17 protein-coding genes are annotated in these 21,995 nt (G+C 66.7%); 9 read left to right on the top strand and 8 right to left on the bottom strand.

All coding sequences use genetic code 11. The annotated features are described in order from the left end of the window. Positions 1 to 44: 44 nt before the first annotated feature. A complete protein-coding gene (locus M9952_14195) occupies positions 45 to 1,946 on the bottom strand; it encodes a hypothetical protein (GenBank protein ID MCO5314073.1) in 1,902 nt (633 codons plus the stop codon). A gap of 15 nt (positions 1,947 to 1,961) precedes the next feature. Between M9952_14195 and aroC the strand changes: the two genes are divergently transcribed. The 3 genes from aroC (at position 1,962) to M9952_14180 (ending at position 6,504) form a co-directional block, all read left to right on the top strand. Then, positions 1,962 to 3,053, top strand: coding sequence for a chorismate synthase (gene aroC / locus M9952_14190; GenBank protein ID MCO5314072.1), 1,092 nt, complete (start codon positions 1,962 to 1,964; stop codon positions 3,051 to 3,053). Positions 3,054 to 3,232: 179 nt separating this feature from the next. Continuing rightward, positions 3,233 to 4,000 carry an ABC transporter ATP-binding protein gene (locus M9952_14185; protein ID MCO5314071.1) on the top strand — a complete coding sequence of 256 codons (768 nt, stop codon included), beginning with the start codon at positions 3,233 to 3,235 and terminating at the stop codon, positions 3,998 to 4,000. Between the two features lie 5 nt (positions 4,001 to 4,005). After that, positions 4,006 to 6,504, top strand: coding sequence for an FtsX-like permease family protein (locus M9952_14180; GenBank protein MCO5314070.1), 2,499 nt, complete (start codon positions 4,006 to 4,008; stop codon positions 6,502 to 6,504). A gap of 56 nt (positions 6,505 to 6,560) precedes the next feature. Here M9952_14180 and M9952_14175 read toward each other — a convergent pair whose 3' ends face one another. From M9952_14175 to coaE, 3 genes are all read right to left on the bottom strand, one after another. Further along, complete coding sequence (locus M9952_14175; protein ID MCO5314069.1) at positions 6,561 to 7,241, bottom strand: YbjN domain-containing protein; 681 nt, start codon at positions 7,239 to 7,241, stop codon at positions 6,561 to 6,563. Positions 7,242 to 7,355: 114 nt separating this feature from the next. Continuing rightward, positions 7,356 to 9,419: an excinuclease ABC subunit UvrB gene (gene uvrB, locus M9952_14170; GenBank protein ID MCO5314068.1), complete on the bottom strand. Its 2,064-nt coding sequence runs from the start codon at positions 9,417 to 9,419 to the stop codon at positions 7,356 to 7,358. Between the two features lie 52 nt (positions 9,420 to 9,471). After that, positions 9,472 to 10,152 carry a dephospho-CoA kinase gene (coaE, locus tag M9952_14165; protein ID MCO5314067.1) on the bottom strand — a complete coding sequence of 227 codons (681 nt, stop codon included), beginning with the start codon at positions 10,150 to 10,152 and terminating at the stop codon, positions 9,472 to 9,474. Positions 10,153 to 10,225: 73 nt separating this feature from the next. Between coaE and M9952_14160 the strand changes: the two genes are divergently transcribed. From M9952_14160 to M9952_14150, 3 genes are all read left to right on the top strand, one after another. Further along, a complete protein-coding gene (locus M9952_14160) occupies positions 10,226 to 12,196 on the top strand; it encodes a GAF domain-containing sensor histidine kinase (protein ID MCO5314066.1) in 1,971 nt (656 codons plus the stop codon). Continuing rightward, on the top strand, positions 12,193 to 12,843 hold the full coding sequence (locus M9952_14155; protein MCO5314065.1) for a response regulator transcription factor: 651 nt from the start codon (positions 12,193 to 12,195) through the stop codon (positions 12,841 to 12,843). Before M9952_14160 ends, M9952_14155 begins: the two co-directional genes overlap by 4 nt. A 224-nt stretch (positions 12,844 to 13,067) precedes the next feature. Then, entirely contained in the window at positions 13,068 to 13,283 is a 216-nt protein-coding gene (locus M9952_14150) for a Flp family type IVb pilin (GenBank protein MCO5314064.1), read from the top strand. Positions 13,284 to 13,357: 74 nt separating this feature from the next. Here M9952_14150 and M9952_14145 read toward each other — a convergent pair whose 3' ends face one another. Beyond that, complete coding sequence (locus tag M9952_14145; GenBank protein ID MCO5314063.1) at positions 13,358 to 14,134, bottom strand: GntR family transcriptional regulator; 777 nt, start codon at positions 14,132 to 14,134, stop codon at positions 13,358 to 13,360. 169 nt (positions 14,135 to 14,303) lie between these two features. Between M9952_14145 and M9952_14140 the strand changes: the two genes are divergently transcribed. After that, on the top strand, positions 14,304 to 16,580 hold the full coding sequence (locus M9952_14140; GenBank protein ID MCO5314062.1) for an aconitate hydratase: 2,277 nt from the start codon (positions 14,304 to 14,306) through the stop codon (positions 16,578 to 16,580). A 44-nt stretch (positions 16,581 to 16,624) separates the two neighbouring features. Here the strand turns inward: M9952_14140 and M9952_14135 are convergent, their stop codons facing one another. From M9952_14135 to M9952_14125, 3 genes are all read right to left on the bottom strand, one after another. Continuing rightward, positions 16,625 to 17,605, bottom strand: a complete 981-nt coding sequence (locus M9952_14135; GenBank protein MCO5314061.1) for an alpha/beta fold hydrolase — start codon at positions 17,603 to 17,605, stop codon at positions 16,625 to 16,627. A 24-nt stretch (positions 17,606 to 17,629) separates the two neighbouring features. Beyond that, positions 17,630 to 18,451: an SDR family oxidoreductase gene (locus tag M9952_14130; GenBank protein ID MCO5314060.1), complete on the bottom strand. Its 822-nt coding sequence runs from the start codon at positions 18,449 to 18,451 to the stop codon at positions 17,630 to 17,632. A 63-nt stretch (positions 18,452 to 18,514) separates the two neighbouring features. Beyond that, on the bottom strand, positions 18,515 to 19,597 hold the full coding sequence (locus M9952_14125; protein MCO5314059.1) for a zinc-binding dehydrogenase: 1,083 nt from the start codon (positions 19,595 to 19,597) through the stop codon (positions 18,515 to 18,517). Between the two features lie 412 nt (positions 19,598 to 20,009). Here M9952_14125 and M9952_14120 point away from each other — a divergent pair, with 412 nt between their 5' ends. Both M9952_14120 and M9952_14115 read left to right on the top strand, forming a co-directional pair. Beyond that, positions 20,010 to 20,912, top strand: coding sequence for an ABC transporter ATP-binding protein (locus M9952_14120; protein MCO5314058.1), 903 nt, complete (start codon positions 20,010 to 20,012; stop codon positions 20,910 to 20,912). After that, positions 20,909 to 21,967: an ABC transporter permease gene (locus M9952_14115; protein MCO5314057.1), complete on the top strand. Its 1,059-nt coding sequence runs from the start codon at positions 20,909 to 20,911 to the stop codon at positions 21,965 to 21,967. Before M9952_14120 ends, M9952_14115 begins: the two co-directional genes overlap by 4 nt. Positions 21,968 to 21,995: the final 28 nt, after the last annotated feature.

Below are 21,995 nucleotides of genomic sequence, written 5' to 3'. Positions count from 1 at the left end.
GGCCTGATCAGATCGGCCGATCAGACCGGCCGATCAGTCGGCGGTCAGTCGGCGGTCATCACCAGGAAGTGATAGTTCGTGCCCATTGCGCTGCGCTGCGGATCCCAGCGATACCCGGGAACCTGCTCGCGACGCTGTTGCGGATCGCTCGCGGTGATGTAGAGAAACTCGCGCACCCCAGCGGCCGACATCCGTTCGCCGAGTCGCGTGAGTTCGCCGGGGTCGCTCCAATCGATCAGCAGGTACCGGCCGTGCACCGCCTCCGCCCACATCGCGCGCCCCAACGCCGGGTGGTCGACCACCACGATCGCCCCGCGTCCGGGCTCGCCCCCGGCCTCACCTCCGACTTCACCGCCAGCATCACCGCCGATTCCGTCGTGCAGTCCGGCGGAGATCTCGGCGATGCGTTCCGCCAGATCCGCAGGCCCCTGCCGCGAGGCCACCTGCACGTCGAGTTGCTGGGCCGCGGTCACCGCGGCGAAGGCCAACACCACCGTCGACACCGCCCGTCTGGTACCGAGCGACACCGCGGACCCACCCCGCACGCGGGCCCACCCGTCGGCGACCACGACCATCGAGATCGCGGTCAAGGTCGGCAGGACGAGGTGGAAATAACGGCCACCCCATTCGAAACCACCGCCCTGCGGGTACTGCGTCAGAATGATCGCCGCCACGAACACGCCGCTGGCACCCAGCGACAACCCCATGCCGGGCAACGCTGCGACGTCGCGGCGCATGGCGGCGAGACCGAGGAAGACAAAGGGGCTCGCGAACACCACCCCGGCGATCACGACCGACGCCGAACCGGCGATGAGCGCGATCGCCGCACCGGCGACGGCCGCCGATCCGACGACCGCCGCCAACTTCAGGCGACCCTCGTCCGGCTCGTCGCGACGCAACGCCGTGGCCCCGATCACCGCCGCAGCGACCGCGGCGAGTGCGGACAGCGACGCGATGGCGTTGTGGTTCATGTCGAGTTGCACCACCGAGGTGGCGATGCCCTTCCAGCGGCCCTCGAGCCAACCGATGTCTTCGGTGACGATGCGAAACGCCTCGAGGTCGCCCTGCGCGAGCGCGCTGAACCAGCGCCCGTCGAGCCACCAGACCGCCATCGCAGCCCCACCCGCGAGTGCGCTCGTCGCCACCGCGAACGGGTCGAGACGGCGAACCCACCGGAGAACCGACGCCCTCGGCGACGTACCGGGGGCCTCCGCACGAGCCCGGCGCCACGCGTCCAACGACCCCCACAGCGCCACCGCCACGCCGAGCGCGAGACCCCACAGCACCCCCTCGCTCCGGAACAACGCCGCTCCCGCCACGCCGAACACGGTGGTGACGAGGTGGATCCGGCGACGATCGACGACCACGGCGATCGCGCCGAGTAGCGACACCGTGGCAAAGGCGGCGCCGATGGTGTGGGCCATCGCCCAGAAGGAATCGAAGAAGATCGGCGTCGCCACCCCGACCACCCACAGCGTCGCCACCGCAGCGCTCGGGCGCCAACGCCGGGCCAACGCGGCGGCCGCCCACGCCGTCGCCACGGTGCCGAGCACCGAGGCGCTCAACAGGCCGTGATAGCCGAACGCGGCGTAGAACGGCGCCATCGCCGTCGGGTACATGGGGTGTTTGCCGTAGGTGAGGAACCCGGTGGCGCCGAGGTCCGAGTTCTCGATGCCGAACCAGGAACCGTCGGGGTCGATCGATGGAAGAGGATTGGGCATCATCCAGCTTCCGTAGGTGTCGATGATCTCGAGCTGGGACAGCACCGCCCCCTCATCGGCGTTGGAGATCCTGCCGTTCGACACGAGAAACGAACAGGCCATCAACAGGGCGAACAAGGCCAACGCGTGGGGCCACACTCGCGAGACCTGTCGATCGAACATGCGCGTGCGAAGCGCGGCCATCGTCGGCAGGGCGGAACTCATCATGAACCAATCGGCGTCCACGCCATACTTGTGAGCATGTCTTCGCAGAGCGGCCGGCTGTTTCGGGTGTCCACCTACGGCGAATCCCATGGGGTGGCGGTCGGGGTCGTCGTCGACGGCTGCCCTCCCCGGCTCGAACTGTGCGAGGCCGACATTCAGGCCGACCTCGACCGTCGTCGACCCGGGCAGAGCCGACTGGTCACCCAACGCAACGAGGCAGACGTCGTCGAGATTCTCTCGGGCATGTGGGAGGGCCGCACCACCGGCACCCCCATCGCGCTCGAGGTCCGCAACGCCGATCACCGTTCGAGCGCCTATGACCACATGGCCGACCTGTACCGGCCGAGCCACGCCGACTACACCTACGACGCCAAGTACGGCATCCGCGCGATCGCCGGCGGCGGACGGGCCTCGGCGCGCGAGACCATCGGCCGGGTCGCCGCCGGAGCCGTCGCCCGAAAGCTGCTGAAGGTCGCCGCCGGCATCGAGGTGCTCGCGTGGGTGAGTTCGGTGCATTCGATCGACGCCGACGAGGCGATCGACGCGACGAGTGTGACCCTCGAACAGGTCGAGGCCGACCCGACGCGATGCCCGTCGCCGCTGCACGCGGCGAGGATCACCGAGGCGATCGAAGCGGCGCGCCGGGACGGAGACTCGCTCGGCGGCGTGGTCACCTGCGTCGCCCGTAACGTGCCCGCCGGCCTCGGCGAGCCGGTTTTCGACAAGCTGACCGCCGATCTCGCCAAGGCGGCGATGTCGCTTCCCGCAACCCGCGGGGTCGAGTTCGGCGACGGGTTCGCCGCGACCCGCCTCACGGGCCGTGAACACAACGACGCCTTCGTGCCCGGCCCCGACGGCCGGCCCCGCACCGCCACCAACCATTCGGGCGGCATCCAGGGTGGCATCTCCAACGGCGAGGACATCGTGTTTCGTGTCGCCTTCAAGCCCACCGCCACGATCTCGTCACCCCAGATGACGGTGAACCGGGACAACGAGCCCGTCGAACTGGCGGCGAAGGGACGCCACGATCCGTGCGTGTTGCCCCGCGCCGTCCCCCTCGTCGAGGCGGCCGCCCTGTTGACCCTCGCCGACCACTGGCTGCGCCAGCGCGCCGTCGACGTGCTGTAGCCGCCGGTGCCGGCGCCGGCACTTCACCGATCTCGCCGATCTCGCCACTCTCGCCAAACGCGCCACCATCGACCAAGCCGCCGCCCGTAGTCTCGTCCCACGACCGACCATGCCCTGGAGCCCCGTTGAGTTCGATTCCCCCACCGGTACCACCCCCGATTTCCCCGCAGATGCCCCAAATGTCACCTGCATCGGCCCCGCCAGCTTCGGCCCCACCTGCGTCGGTACCGGCGGCGTCGATCCATGACGGCTCCAAGGTCTACACCACCGGCGACGGACCGCTCGCGGCGCTCGACAACGTCACCCTCGCCTTCGAATCCGGCAGGTTCACCGCCGTCATGGGTCCCTCCGGGTCCGGCAAGTCGACCCTCATGCAGTGCATGGCGGGCCTCGACTCCCTCACGGCGGGCCGAACGTTCATCGGCGGCGTCGAAACCACCCACATGTCACCCACCGAACTCACCCTCGTGCGTCGAGAGCAACTCGGGTTCATCTTCCAGTCGTTCAACCTCGTGCCGGCGCTCACCGCCGAGGAGAACATCCTCATGCCGCTCAAGTTGGCCAAGCGCCCCGTCGACCGGGAGTACTTCGACTATCTCGTCGGCGTCGTCGGGCTGAGCGACCGCCTGCGCCACAAGCCGGCCCAACTGTCCGGAGGCCAACAGCAACGCGTCGCGGTCGCCAGGGCGCTCATGACCCGGCCCACGATCGTGTTCGGCGACGAACCCACCGGCAACCTCGACTCGCGTTCGAGCGCCGAGGTGTTGCAGTTCATGCGCACGACCGTCGATCAGGCCGCCCAGACCGTGGTGATCGTCACCCACGATCCGGTCGCCGCCAGCTACACCGATCGCGTCGTGTTCATGGCCGACGGCCGCATCGTCGACAGCATCGAATCTCCCACCACCGAATCCGTCATCGACCACATGTTGCAGTTCGGGAGCTGAGCGCCGTGTTCTCCATCGCCATGAAGACCCTCCGCGCCAACCTGTCGCGGTTCATCGCCACCCTCGTCGCCATCGCCATCGGGGTGGCGTTCCTCGTCGCCGGCAACATGTTGACGACCTCGATCCGCAACTCCCTCGGCGGAGAAATCGACCGGCAGTACGAACACGTCGACGCCGCGGTGACCCTGCGCAACGAGGAACTCGCCGGGTCGGGACTCATGTCGGGTGCGGGCATCGACAAGGTCCTCGTCGAGACCATCTCCGCGCTCCCCCACGTCGAGGCGGCGATCGGCGACATCAGCGGGATGTCGCGCTTCGCCGACGACGCGTTCGCCGACGACCTGTCGATCATGGACATGCAGGGGCTCACCGTTCGCCCGTGGTACGACAACGACCTCAACGCGGTGACCATCGTCGAGGGGCGCCCACCGAAGGCGGAAGGCGAGGTCACCTTCGACCGCGGGACGATGAAGGATCGCGAACTGTCCCTTGGCGACTCCGCGTCGCTCACGTCCCTCAGCGGAGCGGTCGACGTGACCGTCGTCGGGGTCACCAGCTTCGGCACGACCGACTCGGTCGACTCCACCGGCACGGTGATGGCCGCCCCCGACTGGGCATTCACCCTCGGCGCCAACGCCGAACAAACCTTCACCCGCGTGCTCGTGCAGAGCGACGGCACCGTGTCTCAGGGCGAATTCGCCGAGTCGATCCGTGTCACCCTCCCCGACGGATTCACCGCCGTCACCGGCGACACGTTCCGCGAAAGCATGCGAAGCGTCCTTAACGAGGTGCTCAATGTGCTCGGGCCCGTACTCACCGGGTTCTCGCTGTTGGCGCTGTTCGTCTGCGGATTCGTGATCTTCAACACCTTCTCGGTCGTCGTTCAGCAACGCACCCGCGAACTCGCGTTGATGCGCGCCGTCGCGGCCACCCCACGCCAGATTCGACGTTCCCTGCGACTCGAAGGATTCGGCATCGGCCTGATCGGATCGGTCATCGGACTACTCCTCGGCACGTTGCTCACGGTGGGGCTCACCGCCGTGCTCAACGCGTTCGACCTCGACCTTCCACCGGCGTCGATCGTCATCACCCCCGGGATCGTCATCACCGCGTTCGCCGCCGGGATCATCGTCACCATGGTGTCGGTGCTGATCCCCGCCTGGCGGGCCGGACGAACCGCCCCGGTCGAAGCCATGCGCGAGGCCGCCATCGAGCGCAACCGGCTCGGTCGAATTCGCCTCGGCGCCGCCGTCGTGTTGTTCCTCGCCGGCGTCGGCCTGTGCCTCACCCGCTCCGGGTGGTTCGTCGGCATCGGTGCGTTCCTTCTGGTGATCGGCGTGTTCCTCTCCGGCCCCGCCCTGACCGTGCTCGTGGCGTGGGCAACCCGCCCGCTCGTCTCGCTCACCGGAACGCCGGGTCGACTGAGCTCGGAGAACCTGTCGCGAAACCCCAAACGCACCGCCACCACGATGAACGCGCTCGTGATCGGGGTCATGCTCGTCACGCTGGTGTCGATCGCCGGCAACTCGCTCAAATCGACCGTGCTGTCCTACGTCGAGGACCAGCAGAGCACCGACGTCTACGTCGGGGCGATGACCGGGGCGATCAACCCGGAGATGGTCGAGGAAATCGAGGCGGTCGACGGCGTCGAAATTTCGGTTCGAATCCGGCAGTACAACGTCACGATCGACGGGGCGGTCGGCGTCGTGAGTACCACCGACGACCTCAGCGCCCTCTCGCGGCTCGGCATCACGCCGGTGTCGATGAGCTGGGACGAGCTCGGCGACCGAGCCGTGTCGTTGCCGATGGACGCGAACTCGATGACGCTCGGCCCCAAGACGATCACGAACGCGCTCGGCACCTCCATCACCGTGGAGCTTGCCGACTATCTGGAAAGTACCTTCGACGCCGGGTCGCTCGGCTACGTGTTGTCACCCGAACTGTTCGATGAGATCGCTCCCGCCGACAACGGCGTGAACTACATGATGATCGCCTTCGAACCGACCCGGAAGTCCGAGGCGACCCGCGAGATCAAGGAGATCACCCAAGGGCTCGGCAACATCTTCGTGTTCGAGGGCAACATCTTCGGGCGGATCATCGAGTCGGTCTTCAATTTCCTGATCAACGCCGTGAACGGCCTGCTCGGGATGAGCGTAGTGATCGCCCTGATCGGCCTGGTCAACACGCTGTCGTTGTCGATCTTCGAACGCCGCCGCGAACTCGGGCTGCTGCGCGCAGTGGGAATGACCCGACGCGAGGTGCGTCGGATGGTGCGTTTCGAGGCCGTGCAGATGTCGCTGCTCGGCACGATCATCGGCCTCGCAAGTGGCGCGCTTGTCGCCTGGCTGTTGTTGCGAGCCACCGAGTTGGCCGACATCGCATTCGGGTGGAAACAGCTTGCGGGCATCTTCGTGCTCGGGATCGTCCTGGGTGTCGTCGCTGCGATCGCCCCCACCCGCCGGGCCTCGCGTCTCGACATCCTCGACGCGGTCAAGGTCGAATAGCCGACAGACGTGACCGCCTGGCGGCGCGTCCGCCTGGCGGTCGGTCTTCCTGGCGGTCAGTCCTCGGCCGGGTGATCGTCCTCGGCCGTGTCGGTCGACGCGTCGTCCGACACGTCGGCCTCTCCGAGTTCGAACTCCGGGAACTCGTCGTCCAGGAGCTCGTCGTCGTCGAAGCCCTCGTCGTCGAACTCCTCGGCTGGGAACTCCTCGGCTGCGAACTCATCCGCAGGGACCTGGGGCGCAGGCTCCAGAACGGTGATTGCGTCGGCCGGTGAGACGGACCCGAACGCAACGCTCATCACCACGGCGAAGTAGCGATCCATCGTGGCGAGCGCCGGCATCATCGCGTTGTGCACCAGGCTCGGCGTCAACTCGTTGTGTTCGAAGTCGAGGCTCGACTTGTACCGGACCTCGCCGTCGCGCATGTCGAGTTCGAAATTGCCAATACGCATGCCGTAGTTCGCCCGAGCGATCAGTTCGGCCACCGCCCCCCGACGCGGTTCGGGTACTCGAACGTCGGTGAGCACGTAGACGTAGAGCTGTTCGAGTTCCACGTTGCAGTGCGCGACCACTCGGAACTGTCCGTTGGTTCCGGAAACCCCGAATCGGTACGCCGTCGTTCCGCTGAGTTGTTCGGGATGGAACTCCTCTTCCTCAAGCAGCGTGCCCAGCATCTCGAACGCGAGCCAGCCGTTGCTGTGTTCGAGATCGATGGCGTCGTTTTCGTTGTCGCCCATGACGGCAGGTTATGCCCCGACGCTGCGTTTCGTCGTTCGGATATTCAGCGCTCTCACAGCACCTCGCTGCGCTTCGGATTCTGACCCACCAACTCGCCGCCCAACCCTGGATGCTCAGGCCGCCCCGGCATCGCGCAACTCCTTTTTGAGTTCCTTGATCTCGTCTCGCAGCCGTGCCGCGTACTCGAAGCGCAGGTCGGCCGAGGCCTCGTTCATCTCCATCTCGAGGGTTTCGATGAGCGTGCCGAGGTCCTGTGGGGCCAGCGACCCGAACTCCTCGCGCAGCGTCGAGGTTGCGGCGCGTTGGCGACGGCGGTCCTTGCCCGGCACCGGCGTGTCGCCCCTGCCGCGAAGATCGGCCACGATATCGCGCACCTGTTTGCGAATGGTCTGGGGCACGATGCCGTGTTCGGCGTTGTAGGCGAGTTGCAACTCGCGGCGACGGTTCGTTTCGCCGATCGCCCGGTCCATCGACTTGGTCATCGAATCCGCATACATGACCACGACGCCCTCGGAGTTTCTCGCCGCGCGACCGATCATCTGGATGAGCGAGGACTCCGATCGAAGGAAGCCCTCCTTGTCGGCGTCGAGGATGGCCATCAGCGACACCTCGGGAATGTCGAGTCCCTCGCGCAGCAGGTTGATGCCGACCAGCACGTCGAACTCGCCGAGGCGCAGGTCGCGGATGAGTTCGATTCGGGCGATCGTGTCGACCTCGGAGTGCAGGTAGCGCACCCGCACCCCCATCTCCAACAGATAGTCGGTGAGGTCCTCGGCCATCTTCTTGGTCAGCGTCGTGACCAGGGTCCGCTCGCCCAGGTCGGCCCGCTTGTTGATTTCGGCGAGCAGGTCGTCGATCTGCCCCTTCGTCCCGCGCACCTCGACGACCGGATCGATCAGGCCCGTCGGGCGCACGACCTGTTCCACGATCGCGCCGGAGTGCTCGCGCTCCCACGGCCCCGGAGTGGCCGACAGAAAGATGGTCTGGCCGGCCCGCTCAACCCACTCCTCGAACCTGAGCGGACGGTTGTCGGCCGCGGAGGGAAGGCGGAAACCGTGCTCGATCAGCGTCTGCTTGCGGCTTCGATCTCCCTCGAACTGGCCGTGGAGTTGAGGAATGGTGACGTGACTCTCGTCGATGATCGTCAGGTAGTCGTCGGGGAAGAAATCGAGCAGCGTGAACGGCGGCTCGCCGGGGGCGCGTCCGTCGATCGGGGCCGAGTAGTTCTCGATCCCGTTACAGAACCCCATCTCCGCCATGTTCTCGAGGTCGAACTGGGTGCGCATCCGCAGGCGCTGGGCCTCGAGCAGCTTTCCTTCCCGCTCGAAATACGCCAGCCGCTGCTGCAACTCGTCTTCGATCCGGCCGATGGCCGCGGTCATCCGGTCGTCGGAGGTCGTGTAGTGGGTGGCTGGAAAGAGGATGAACTCGTCGAGCTGGCGCAGCCGTTCTCCGGTGAGCGGGTCGAACACCGAGATCGCCTCGATCTCGTCGCCGAAGAACTCGATACGGACCGCCGTTTCGTCATACGCGGGGTGAACCTCGAGGGTGTCGCCCTTCACCCGGAACTTGCCGCGGGTCAGGTTCATCTCGTTGCGCTCATAACGCATGGCCACGAGCCGGCGCAGCAGGTTCCGCTGCTCGTGCTCCTCGCCGACGCGCATGACCACCATTCTCGCGGCATATTCGGCGGGTGAGCCGAGGCCGTAGATGCACGAAACGGACGCGACGACGATCACGTCGCGCCGCGTCAGCAGTGCCGAGGTGGCGGCGTGGCGCAACCGGTCGATTTCGTCGTTCACCGAAGAGTCTTTTTCGATGTAGGTGTCCGACGAGGGCATGTACGCCTCGGGCTGGTAGTAGTCGTAGTACGAGACGAAGTACTCGACCGCGTTGTTGGGGAAGAACTCGCGGAACTCGTTCGCCAACTGGGCCGCGAGCGACTTGTTCGGTGCCAGCACCAAGGTGGGCCGCTGCAGCTTCTCGATCGCCCAGGCGACCGTCGCCGATTTCCCCGAACCGGTGATGCCGAGCAGGGTCTGGAAGCGGTGCCCGGTCCACACCCCGTCAGCCAACGCTTCGATGGCCTTGGGCTGATCGCCCGCGGGCGTGAACTCGGACACGACCTGGAACTTCTTGTCGGAGCGGGTGATGCCCCATTGGTCGAGATCGGTCACGAGCCACAGGCTAGTGACGACCCCTGACAGTCAATGCTCGCGGACTCGCGAGTCAGCGGGTCTCGCCGGTGGTTTCAGCGCCACGATCGGCGGCGCGCCCCAGCGTCACCGTCCCATGAAATCCGGCGGCGAGCACCTCGTCGCGCTTGGCCAGGATCTGTTCCCAGGCATCGTCGATCAGGCGCTCAAGATCGTCGAAATCGCCCGAGTTGTCGATGACGATCCACGCTCCGGCCCGACGCTCCTCGCGGGTCGCCTGTCGGGCGATCCGGGCCCGGGCATCGGCCTCGGGAAACGACCGGTGCGCCATCAGCCGCTGCACCGCCAACTCGGTGTCGAGATCGACGACGATCGTGCCCACCATGCCCTCCCAGCCGGATTCGGTGAGTAACGGGATGTCGAGCACGACGATGTTGTCGGTGTGGTCCTGTTCGGCGACGCGGCGAAAGATCTCCTCCGACACCCTCGGATGCACGATCTTGCCGAGGTCGGCCAACGCCTCCTCGTCGCCGAACACGCGGTCGGCCACCGCCTGGCGATTCAATGTGCCGTCGGGATGCAGGATTTCTTCGCCGAAGCGCTCGACCATCTCCGCGAGCACCTGTTGGCCCGGCGATTGCAGTTCATGAACGATCCGGTCGGCATCGATGACCACGGCACCCCGTGCGGCGAGCCCCGCGGACACCGTCGTCTTTCCCGATCCGATGCCTCCGGTGAGCCCCACGAGAATCATGCGGGGAGATTATCGAACCCCCCGGTGAGTCACACGACTCATGTTCTGCCCGAAGCTGCCGATAGAACCAGCGATGAAGCGGGCAATTTCCCCCAGGTTCTCCGACGTCGCATCGGCGACGGCCGTGCTGAGCCCGAGCGCCGTCGGGCCCACGGCGGGGCAGCGTGATCCGTCGCCCTCGGGGACTCCGGCCGATGACGCACTCGAACACACGGCGCTCGAACACACGGCACTCGGACACACGGCACTCGGACACACCACGAACACCGACGCCGGAGCGGTTCCTGACGGTCCGTTCTCCGCCCCGCCGGCGCCACCCGGAGACCCCGGCCCCGACGTCACCGCCACCACCAGCAGCCATGACCGGTTGAGCGTCTTCAACCCGATGATCGCCGCGGTACGCCTCTCGACCGTCGCAATCGGGCTGCTGTTGGCCGCCACGACGCTCATCGACGGCGACCTGGCCACCGTCGTCGGCACCGTGGTCGTCGCTGGCTATTCGACCTACCGGGCGATCCGTCCCGTTCGAGATGGTTCCCCGTCGGCGATCGATCGCCAACTGCTCCTCGAGTCCCTGGTGTTGACCAGCGTCGTGGCGGCGACCGGATTCTGGACGAGTCCGTTCGTGTTCAGCCTCCTGCCGATCATCGTGATCAGTGGCTTCGCGGGCGGATTCGGCTACGCGCTTCGCGCCGCGGCCGGACTGGCCATCATCGTCGGAGTCCCCACGATCCTGGTCGAGGAAAACCACACCGAAGCGCTCACGCTGTCCGGCACGTGGACCACCCTGGTGCTCCTGATCGCCCTCGTCGCGGGCTTCGGACGAAAACTCTCCGGACAGGCGGACCGCGAACGCGACCTGGCCTTCGACCGCCTCAGTCGCCTGGCCGATGCGAACACGCTGCTCTACTCGCTCCACAAGGTCACCCAGACGCTTCCGTCATCGCTCGACATGCACGACGTCGTGGTGTCCACCGTGACGCAGTTGCGCGAGTTGTTCGAGTTCGACTCGGTGGCCATCGTCTTGTTCGACGAGACCGCCGGCGACTGGAACGTCATCCGCCAGGAGGGATGCCACCTCCCCGATCGGCTCGGTTCCGACGAGTTGCCCCCCGGGCTTCGACAGGCGATCACCACCGCCGGCGTCGTGCGCCTCGCCCGTCTCGGAGCGATCGACGGAGACGGGCTGGTCGAACGGTCCGCATCGGGCCTCTACTCGGCGCTCGTCGCCCGCGGCACGACCATCGGACTGATCGCCGTCGAACACCGTCGGCCCGACGCGTTCGACCTGCGCTGCGCCAACGTCTTGTCCGGCGTGGTGCCGGCGTTGGCGATGGCCCTCGACAACGCCCAGTGGTTCGCGCGAATTCGAACGGTCGGAGCGGACGAGGAACGAACCCGCATCGCACGCGACCTGCACGACCGCATCGGCCAGTCCCTCGCGTATCTGGCCTTCGAACTCGACCGGGTCATCAACCGCAGCTCGCAGGGCGATGACGTGGGCGGCGAACTCGTTCGCCTGCGCGAGGACCTGCGCGGCGTCGTGCGCGAGGTGCGCGACACCCTCTATGACCTACGCACCGACGTCACCGAGACCGTGCCGATCGAAGACACACTCGAGCAATACGCCCGCCGAGTCGAGGAACGCAGCGACCTGATCATCGAAGTCGATGTCGACTCCACCAGCCGTCTTCCACTGCTTCAGGAACGCGAGATGTGGCGCATCGCGCAAGAGGCGCTGACCAACGTCGAACGACACGCAAACGCCACAAGGGTGGTCATCACGTGGCGAAATCTGGCCGGACGAGCGGTACTTCGCGTCGCAGATGACGGAATTGGCTTTCAAATCGGGCGTTCCGGCCGACTGGATAGTTACGGAATGCTCGGAATGAGAGAACGCGCCTCGTCGATCGGCGCCGCACTCGAAATCCAGAGCACCCCCGGCCACGGCACATCCATCACCTGTGTCCTCGATCCGATCACCAACCCGTCCGCCGTCCCAACCCGATCCTTCGATCGTTCAACCCCAGGAGTTCAAACATGAACCCGATCCGTCTGATGCTCGCCGACGACCACAAGATGCTGCGCGAAGGGCTACGTCGGTCGATGATCGACGAGGGTTTCGACGTCGTCGGCGAGGCCAAGGACGGCGTGGAGGCCGTCGCCCTCGCCGAGCAGCTGGTCCCCGACGTCATCTTGATGGACGTCTCGATGCCTAACTGCGACGGGGTCGAGGCGTGCCGCCAGATGAAAACCCACGGCAGCGACGCCCGGGTCGTCATGTTGACCATGCATGCCGATAAGGAAGTGCTGACCAACGCCATCCGAGCCGGAGCTAGCGGCTATCTCATCAAGGACTGCTCGACCAGCGAAATCGCCGAGGCGGTGCGCATGGCCGCTGGCGGCGAGACCGTGCTGTCACCCCAGTTGGCCAAGACGATGCTGGACGAGGTGCGCCGCCTCGACGACAAGGCCCGCACCGAGGAGGAACGCACCGTCACCAAGCGTGAGGAAGAGGTGCTGCAACTCATCGCCGATGGTTGCTCGACCCCCGAGGTCGCCGAGCGGCTCTACATCAGCCAAAAGACGGTGAAGAACCACCTGGCGTCGATCTATCAGAAGCTCGACGCCCGCGACCGCACCCAGGCGGTCCTGCAGGCGGTGCGGATGGGCATCGTCGAGCTGCACTGACCCGGCGGTTCTCCCCCAGCTGCACTGACCCAGCTGCCCCCGCCTGTTCTCCGATAACCAGTGGTCGTGATCACGACCACTGGTTATCGGAGAACGGCGTTTTGGGGCGAACGAAGCGGTTTGCGACGGCCGAGGTGGGCCGGGCGGCGTTTCGCGGTAAGACGTTCGACCCTGCTTGCCTCATCGGGCTTCAGCGCTGACGGCCACGCTCCGATACCCAGGTCATGGAACCCCAGGAGCTCATCGACAACACGACCGAAGCGCTGGACTCGACCGATGGTTCCTCCCACGGCCTGGCAGCGTCTCGATCCGAACGCGGCGCCAACCTCGTCGAATACGCACTGCTGCTGGCGTTGATCGCCATCGTGTGCGTCGCCGGGGTTGCCGCACTCGGAGAAACCCTCCCCGCTGGATTCAGCAGCGTCTCCGGCCACCTCTGAACCCGGTCGAGCACCGTCCCGCCCGCAGCCGAGCACCGGTCACCCCGCCCGCCGGCCCGCCAGCTCGCCCGCCGCTACTCCACGACCCGAAGACCCGCGGGGCCCAACCCGCTGGCGACCGCGGCGGGCAACTCCACCACGAACTCGGTGCGGTGCGCGGCGAACTCGTGACGGCTGATCAGCACCGCCGCGCCGTCGGCGGAACGCGTCACCCGGTCCGCGACGAGCAACGGCGACCCGACCGGGATGTCGAGCAGCTTGGCCGTCTCCTCGGTTGCGGCGCGGGCGCCGATCGTCTGGCTCGCCCCACCGATCTCGACGGGGAGCTGTTCCAGGAAGCTCGACCGTTCGACATCGGAGCGTGACAGCTGCGCTCCGAGGCGGGCCGGGCACCACACCGTGACCACGGCGAACGGTTGGCCGTCCGCCAGGTTGAGTCGGCGCACCTCGAGCACCTCGTCATCCCGCAGGGTCTGAGCGACCGCCGGCGGCGCGGTGACGAAGGAGAACGACAGGATCCGACGTTCACTCGACATGCCAACGGCACGGAGCTGCGATTCCATCGTGCCCAACTCGCGCAACTCCTGGCGGAGCGGGTCGGTCGCCACGAACCATCCGAACCCCTGGCGCGAATCGATGAGGCCATCGCCCCGCAGCGCCTCGAGCGCCCGACGAACCGTCACCCGACTCACCGAATATCGACCCGAGAGCTCCGATTCGGAGGGCAACAACACTCCCGGCTGCAATTCGCCATCGACGATTCGACGTCGCACGTCCTCGGCGATCGATTGATAGCGGATCCGACGTTTCGGGCTGCTGGCCGTGACGTCCACCTCGTTCGGCAGGTCCATGCGCTCCGACCCCACTTGTCTGGTACTTGTATACTTGCGGTCGACACTTGTACTCTACTTGTATCTAGTGGAGACACGGTACCGGCGCCGAGCCGATTCCGAAACCCGGTCGACCCGCCCAACGGGTACCGTCCAGATCACGAACACACCCCAACACCTAGGAGCGCACATGGCTGTCTCAGCGACCACCCCCATTGAGCTCGTCAACAGCGTCTATGCAACACTCGAGCAGCGCCTGAGCGCCGCCCGCGAGCGTCTCGGACGCGACCTGACCCTCGCCGAAAAGATTCTCTTCAACCACCTCGACCCCAGCGACACCGCCGAACCCGAACGCGGCGTCTCCTACAACGATCTACGCCCCGACCGCGTGGCGATGCAGGACGCCACCGCCCAGATGGCGCTGCTGCAGTTCATGACCGCCGGCCTCCCGCAGGTCGCCGTGCCCTCCACGGTGCACTGCGACCACCTCATCCAGGCCAAGGAGGGAGCCAAGGTCGACCTGCTCGCCGCCGAAACCGGCAACCGCGAGGTCTACGACTTCCTCGAGTCGGTGTCCGCCAAGTATGGAATCGGCTTCTGGGGACCCGGTTCGGGCATCATCCACCAGGTCGTGCTCGAACAGTACGCCTTCCCCGGCGCCATGATGGTCGGCACCGACTCCCACACCCCCAACGCCGGCGGCCTCGGCATGATCGCCATCGGTGTGGGCGGGGCCGACGCCGTCGATGTCATGACCGGGTTCCCGTTCAACATCCGCTGGCCCAAGCTGATCGGCGTCCACCTCACCGGCAGCCTCAACGGCTGGTCGGCGCCGAAGGACATCATCTTGAAGGTCGCCGAGATCCTCACCGTGAAGGGGGGCACCGGCGCCATCGTCGAGTACTTCGGCGAAGGGGCGAACAGCATCAGCTGCACCGGCAAGGCCACCATTTGCAACATGGGCGCGGAGATCGGCGCCACCACCTCGCTGTTCGGCTACGACGCAGCGATGGGCCGCTACCTCGCCTCGACCGGCCGGGGGGCGATCGCCACCGCCGCCGATGCGGTCGCCGAACACCTCCGGGCCGACGACTCCGTATTGGCCAACCCGGCCGAGTACTACGACCAGGTCATCGAGATCGACCTGTCGACCCTGCAGCCCCACATCAACGGCCCGCACACCCCGGACCTTGCCCGGGAGGTCAAAGACCTCGGCAGCGAGGCGAAGCTGAACGGCTGGCCACTCGAGATCAGCTCGGCACTCGTCGGGTCGTGCACGAACTCGTCCTATGAGGACATCACCCGTGCCGCTTCCATCCTCAGGGAGGCCGCGGCGAACGGCCTGAAGGTCAAGACGCCGCTGCTCATCACCCCCGGCTCGGAACAGGTGCGCGCCACGATCGAACGCGACGGCCTGCTCGGCACCTTCGAGGCAGCCGGGGCGACGGTGCTGGCCAACGCCTGCGGTCCGTGCATCGGCCAGTGGAGCCGTCCCGAGTCGGTGACCAGCGAGCCGAACACGATCGTCACCTCCTACAACCGCAACTTCCCGAAGCGCAACGACGGCTCGGCCAACACGCTCGCATTCGTGACGTCTCCCGAAACCGTGGTCGCCCTCGCGCTCGCCGGATCGGTCGACTTCGACCCCATCAACGACACGCTCACCAACGACGCCGGCGAACAGGTGAAGCTGTCGGTGCCGGTCGGCCAGGAGCTCCCCGAAGCCGGCTTCACCCCGGGTGAGAACACCTTCATCGCCCCGCCCGAGGATGCGAGCGGCCTGGAGGTCAAGGTGTCGCCGACCTCGGATCGCCTGCAACTCCTCGAGCCCTTCGCTGCCTGGGACGGCAAGGACTTCGACGACCTGCCGATCCTGCTGAAGGCCAAGGGTAAGTGCACCACCGACCACATCTCGATGGCCGGTCCGTGGCTCAAGTACCGCGGCCACCTCGAAAACATCTCGGGCAACCTGTTCCTCGGAGCGGTCAACGCCTTCACCGGTGCGGTCGGCGAGGGCAAGGATCAGCTCGACGGCTCGACCCGGTCGTTCCCCGACATCGCCAAGCACTACCACGAGGCCGGCCAGCCGTGGATCGCGGTGGGCGACGAGAACTGGGGTGAGGGCTCGTCGCGCGAACACGCCGCGATGGAGCCGCGATTCCGCGGCGCCAAGGCGATCCTGGTGCGCAGCTTCGCTCGCATCCACGAGGCCAACCTCAAGAAGCAGGGCGTGTTGCCGCTGACCTTCGCGGATCCGACCGTCTATGACCAGATCGGCGAGGACGACCGCATCTCCATCGTCGGTCTGGCCGACCTCGCTCCCGGCAGGCCGGTCGACCTCGTGCTCACGAAGCCCGACGGCACCACGCTGAGCTTCCAGGCGAACCAGACGATGAGCCCCGAACACATCGAGTGGTTCAAGGCCGGCTCGGCACTCAACATCATCCGGGCGAACGCCGCGAAGTAGCCGCCTGGGCCTGGGCCTGGGCGCGTACGGCCGTCAGCGATCCCCTACAGGGAATCGACGAACGCGTCGATGGCGGCGTTGGTGGCCGCGATCGCCTCCTGGTGCACCCAATGCCCAGCGCCCGGAATGAGGGTGGTGCCCCGAAACTCGGAGCAATCGGCCCCGGCCTCGGAATACAGGTCGACGCCGGGCACCATGTTGCGCACGGGATCGAGCGCACCGGCGATGAAACAGCTCGGCTGTTTCACCCGGGCGCCGACGATGTCGAGATCGGCCGCAGCGTCGAGCGCCGAGGCGCGGTAGCGGTTGAACGCTCCGGTCATGCCAGTGCGCTCGAAGGCCGAGACAAGCGCGTCGAGTTCATCGTCGGGCAGGAACGAGAGCGGCCCGTCCGGGCACGGCGGCAACAGGTCGAGCAGCGACGCGTCACGTGGCGCATCGGGGGTCCACGCACCAGCCGGGGCCTCGCCCGACAGCGCCCAGTAACACCGCTTGAGCGAGCCTCGCAGGTCGCGTCCGAAGTCGGCCTCGGCCACCCCCGGACGAGCGAAGTAGAGCATGTAGAAGAACCGATCGGCGTACAACAGATCGAGCATCTCGATCGGCGACGAGCCGTTCGGCGCCATGTGCGGCACGCTCAGCCCGGTGACTGCGGCGACGCTATCCGGATGACGAATGGCGGTGTGGTAGCCGATCGGTGCACCCCAGTCGTGACACAGCACGACGACAGGATCGTCCGAGACCGCCTCGGCGACCGCAGCGATGTCCCCCGACAGCTCGCGCAGGGTGTACCGCTCCACCTCGGGCGGCGCAGAGCTGGCGCCGTACCCCCGCACGTCGACCGTCGCGACCCGGTACCCCCGTTCGACGAGATGACGCTGCTGATGACGCCACGAACGGCCGAGTTCCGGCCACCCGGCGACACACACGACCGTGCCACGACTCGCGATCTCGCCGCTCGTCGCAAGGTCGACGGCGATGTCGATGTCGCCGTTCGACACGATGAGGTGCTGGTGCTCAACCACGGGGATCCTCCCGACCTTTCGGAGTCAAACTTCGAGCGAGTTCAACGCACCCACGAGGTCGGGGTAGCGCATCGTGTTGGCTCCCCCGTCGATGAGATGCAGAGCGCCCGACACGAATGAGGCCTCGTCCGAGGCAAGATATCCGATGAGCCCGGCGATCTCGCGGGGGTCTGCGTAGCGGCCGACCGGTGTGTTCTCGACGTATCCGTCGCGCACGGCGTCGATGCTCATCAGCGGAGCGGTGAGGCCGGTGCTCACCAGACCCGGTGCGATCGCGTTCACGCGGATTCGCCGCGGGCCAAGCTCCATCGCCGCCACCCGGGCCAGCATCGCCACGCCCGCCTTCGAGGCGCAGTACGGCGACATGCCGGCGGCTGGCTGCACCGCGTTGAGGCTGGCGGTGATGACGATCGCTCCACCGTCGTTCATCGCCCGCGCTGCGTGTTTGATCGTGAGGAACGGTCCGGTGAGGTTGACGTCGACCACCCGGTTCCACTCGTCGAGGTCCATGTCGGTGATCAGCCCGAATCCGCCGGTTCCGGCATTCGCGCACACGACGTCGAGCCCGCCGAACTCGGTCCGGGCCAGCGCGACGAGCGCGGCGACGTCGTCCTCGTTCGTGACGTCGCACCGCTGCGTTCGAACGGCCTCGCCGAACTCGTCGCTCACCGCCGCGAGCGCATCGTCGGCGAGGTCGCCGACGACCACGCGGGCGCCCTCGGCGACGAATCGCTGAACCGTGGCTCGTCCAATTCCGGACGCGCCTCCGGTGACGAGCGCGACCTTTCCGGCGAAGCGGTCGGGGAAGGTCATGGGGACAGATGCAGGTGTGGCGGATTCGGACATGGGGTTCCTCGCAGGTTCCGGGTTTCGGGTTCCGGGTTTCGGGTTCAGGTTCTGGTTCCGGGTTCAGGCGCTCGGGTTGATGAGAATCTTCACCTGTTCGGGTTCGTTCTCCAGGAGCGCAAAGGCGTGTTCGGTCTCCGCCAACGGGAGCTGTGCGGTGATCATCGACGAGAAAACCTCCGGGTGGGTTCCCAGCAGCTGCGCCGAGGCGACGAAGTCGGCGGGGCGGTAGGCGAAGCTCGTCTCGACCGCGACCTCGGCCAGGGTGAGCTGCAACACGGGCATCTCGAGTGAGTGAATGCAGGCCCCGGCGAGGACCACTCGGCTGTGGGCCGGGGCTTGGGCCAGCAGCGTCTCGATGACCTCCGGCCTGCCGACGCATTCCACGATCGTGGCCGGCTCGGGATCCTCGCGCAGCAACGGCGACATGGTGCTCGGCCGATATCCGACGGTGTCCAGCAACTCGACCAGCGACGCTCCGGGAGCATGAGCCGAGTGGGCCCCGACGCGGCGGGCGACGTCGCGACGTTGTTCGGACGGGTCGACGGCGATCACCGGACCGCGCCCTTGCAGGACCGCCGCCGCGATCACCATCAATCCGATCGGCCCGGTGCCGACGACGACGATCGGACCTTGCGGCGCCGCCTTCGACAGCGCCCGAAGTCCGACGGCCAGGGGTTCGGCCAGCGCCCCGACGGCGCCCGCCCGATCGGGGTGAATCGACTCCGGGAGCACGAAGGTGGATGTGGCGTCGGCGAGGACGAACTCGGCCAGCCCGCCGCCGAAACGCGGCGACAGGCCGATCCCCTCCGGGCCATCGGGACCGTGGGTGAAGGGAATGGCGGTGACGAAGTCGCCGACCCGCAGTGCCTGGTCGCCGGTTCCGGTTCCGGTTCCGGTTCCGCCTCCAGGAGCGTCGACGTCGGATCCGAGGGCGACGATGCGCCCGGCGAACTCGTGGCCGGGGATGATCGGCTCGACCTCGAGGCCCGCCTGGGCGAAGGAGGCATAGGCCTCGCGCAGGTGCAGGTCGCTACCACAGATTCCGGTCGCTTCGGGGGCGATGACCACCTGGCCCGGACCTGGAGTCGGGTCGTCCACGGCCTCGACTGAGATCCGTTGCCCGTTCATGACCGCTGCGCGCACATGGACTCCCCTCGGCGAACCGATCGATCGCCACCCCCTGCGGCGATTCTCTTCGGCGGTCCACTCAGCCCCGACCGTAGCCCAAGCGCTCTCCGCGCGATGACTTGCAATCGGTTGATTTTCGTATACCCTGGGGGGTATGTGCCAACGAGTTCAATGCCCCACCTGCCATAAGCCCACCTTCGCCGGATGCGGACGTCACGTCGAACAGGTCCTCGGCGATGTCGCCCCGGCCGACCGATGCCAATGCGCGTCCAACGCCTCAAGCGCCGCGACAACGTCGCGGTCCTGGTTCGGCCGCCGCAAGGGCTGACACCCCACACCCCCCCGCCTGTTCTCCGATAACCAGTGGTCGTGATCACGACCACTGGTTATCGGAGAACAGGCGGGGTGAGCGGCGTAACCTCGGCAGATGGCCAACATCATCGAGACCCGAGGGCTGCTCAAGCGCTACGGCGACGTCACCGCGGTCAACGACATCACCCTCGACATTGAGGAGGGCTCGTTTTTCGGCGTGATCGGCCCCAACGGCGCCGGCAAGACGACCCTGTTGGAGATCATCGAGGGCATTCGAGAGCCCGATGCTGGCACCGCCAAGGTGCTTGGGCTCGACACGTGGCCGCGCAATCGGCAGCTCCTGCCCCAGATCGGCGTGCAGTTTCAGTCCTCGGCATTCTTCGAACGGCTCAGCGTCACCGAACAATTGACGATCTTCGCCGATCTCTATGGAACCCCGCATCGACGGGTCGCCGAGATGCTTGAACTGGTGGGTCTCACCGACAAGGCCGACACGCGCACCGAAGACCTCTCGGGCGGGCAGGCGCGGCGGCTGTCCATCGCCTGCGCGCTCGTCCATGACCCACAGGTCGTCTTCCTCGACGAGCCCACCACCGGCCTCGATCCGCAGTCGCGGCGCAATCTCTGGGACCTTCTGTCAAAGATCAACGACGACGGGCGCACGGTTGTACTCACGACCCACTACATGGACGAGGCCGAGCGGCTCTGCGACACCATCGCCGTCATCGACCGAGGCAGCGTTCTCGCCAACGACTCCCCCAGTTCGCTGATCGCCGCGCTCGACGCCCCGTACCGAATTCACATCGAGCGCGACGCCATCGAGCCGGGCACCGTCGCGTCGATGGACGGGGTCGAGTCGACCGCGATCGACGACGACACGTTGATCATCACGACCAAGGATCCGGCGCCGGTGCTCACCGCACTCGCCGGGCTCGATGCGCTCGCCGGGCTCCGGATTCGCGGGGCCACCCTCGAGGACGTGTTCTTGACCCTCACCGGAAGGGAGTACCGGCCATGACGGCGTTCATCGCGCTGACTCGGGCACAGTGGCACGGCTACTGGCGCGACAAGCAGAACTGGTTCTGGATGCTCGCATTCCCGCTGATGTTTCTCGTGCTGTTCGGCTCGATCTTCCGGGACGCATCGAGTTCCAAGAGCACCCTGGCGCAGATCGGCGACGTCGCGCTCTTTGGTCATCTTCCCACCGACGCCAAAGAGGCCTTCGATCAGCTCTTCGAGGTCACCAGGTTCGACGACGAGGAGGATGCGATCGAACAGGTCCGCAACGGTGACTTCGACGCTGCGGTACGTCAGGACGCAACGACGATTCACCTCTTCTACTCCCAGGCCGATCAGACCAGTGCGGCGCAGGTTCGCGGCGCCATGTCGGCGTTCATCGACGGCACCAATCTCGCCGTGGCCGGCGTCGAACCCGCCTACACGTTGAGCATCGAAACCGTGGAGGACGCCGCGCTCAGCGCCATCCAGGTCATGACCCCCGGACTGCTGGGCTGGGCGGTCGCGATGGGTGCGACCTTCGGCGCTGCGATGCCGTTTGTCACCTGGCGCACCTCCAAGTTGTTGCGCCGCATTCGCCTCGCTCCGGTATCGACCGAGGCCATCATCGCGTCCCGCCTGTTGGTGTCGATCGTCGCGGCGATGCTGCAGATGGTGGTGTTCGTCGGGGTCGGCATGGCGATGTTCGACCTCTCGCTCACTGGAAGCTGGTACATGACCATCCCGCTCATCTTGTGTGCAACTCTCGCATTCTCGGCCATCGGCATGATCGCCGGAGCGATCGCATCGACGGCGGAGGCAGCGTCGGGATTGGCCAACGTGATCGTGTTGCCGATGGCCTTCTTGTCCGGCTCATTTCTCCCCCTCGACGGGGCGCCGTCTTGGATGGTGACGATCTCGAAGTTCCTGCCCCTCGGCCAACTCAACCGCGGCATGCTCGACGTGATGGTGCGGGGACAGGGCCCCTCGGCCGCGTTGGGACCGATGGTTGCGCTGCTCGGGTTCGCCGCGGTCTTCGGACTCATCGCCGCGCGCATGTTCCGCTGGGGCGACTGACTACCCGCAACCGCCCGCAACCGCCGGT

Source organism: Microthrixaceae bacterium (genome assembly GCA_023957975.1).
GTDB lineage: Bacteria > Actinomycetota > Acidimicrobiia > Acidimicrobiales > Microtrichaceae > JAMLGM01.
The sequence above is the reverse complement of the archived record's forward strand: the minus strand, read 5'-3'. Positions and strand labels throughout refer to the sequence as shown.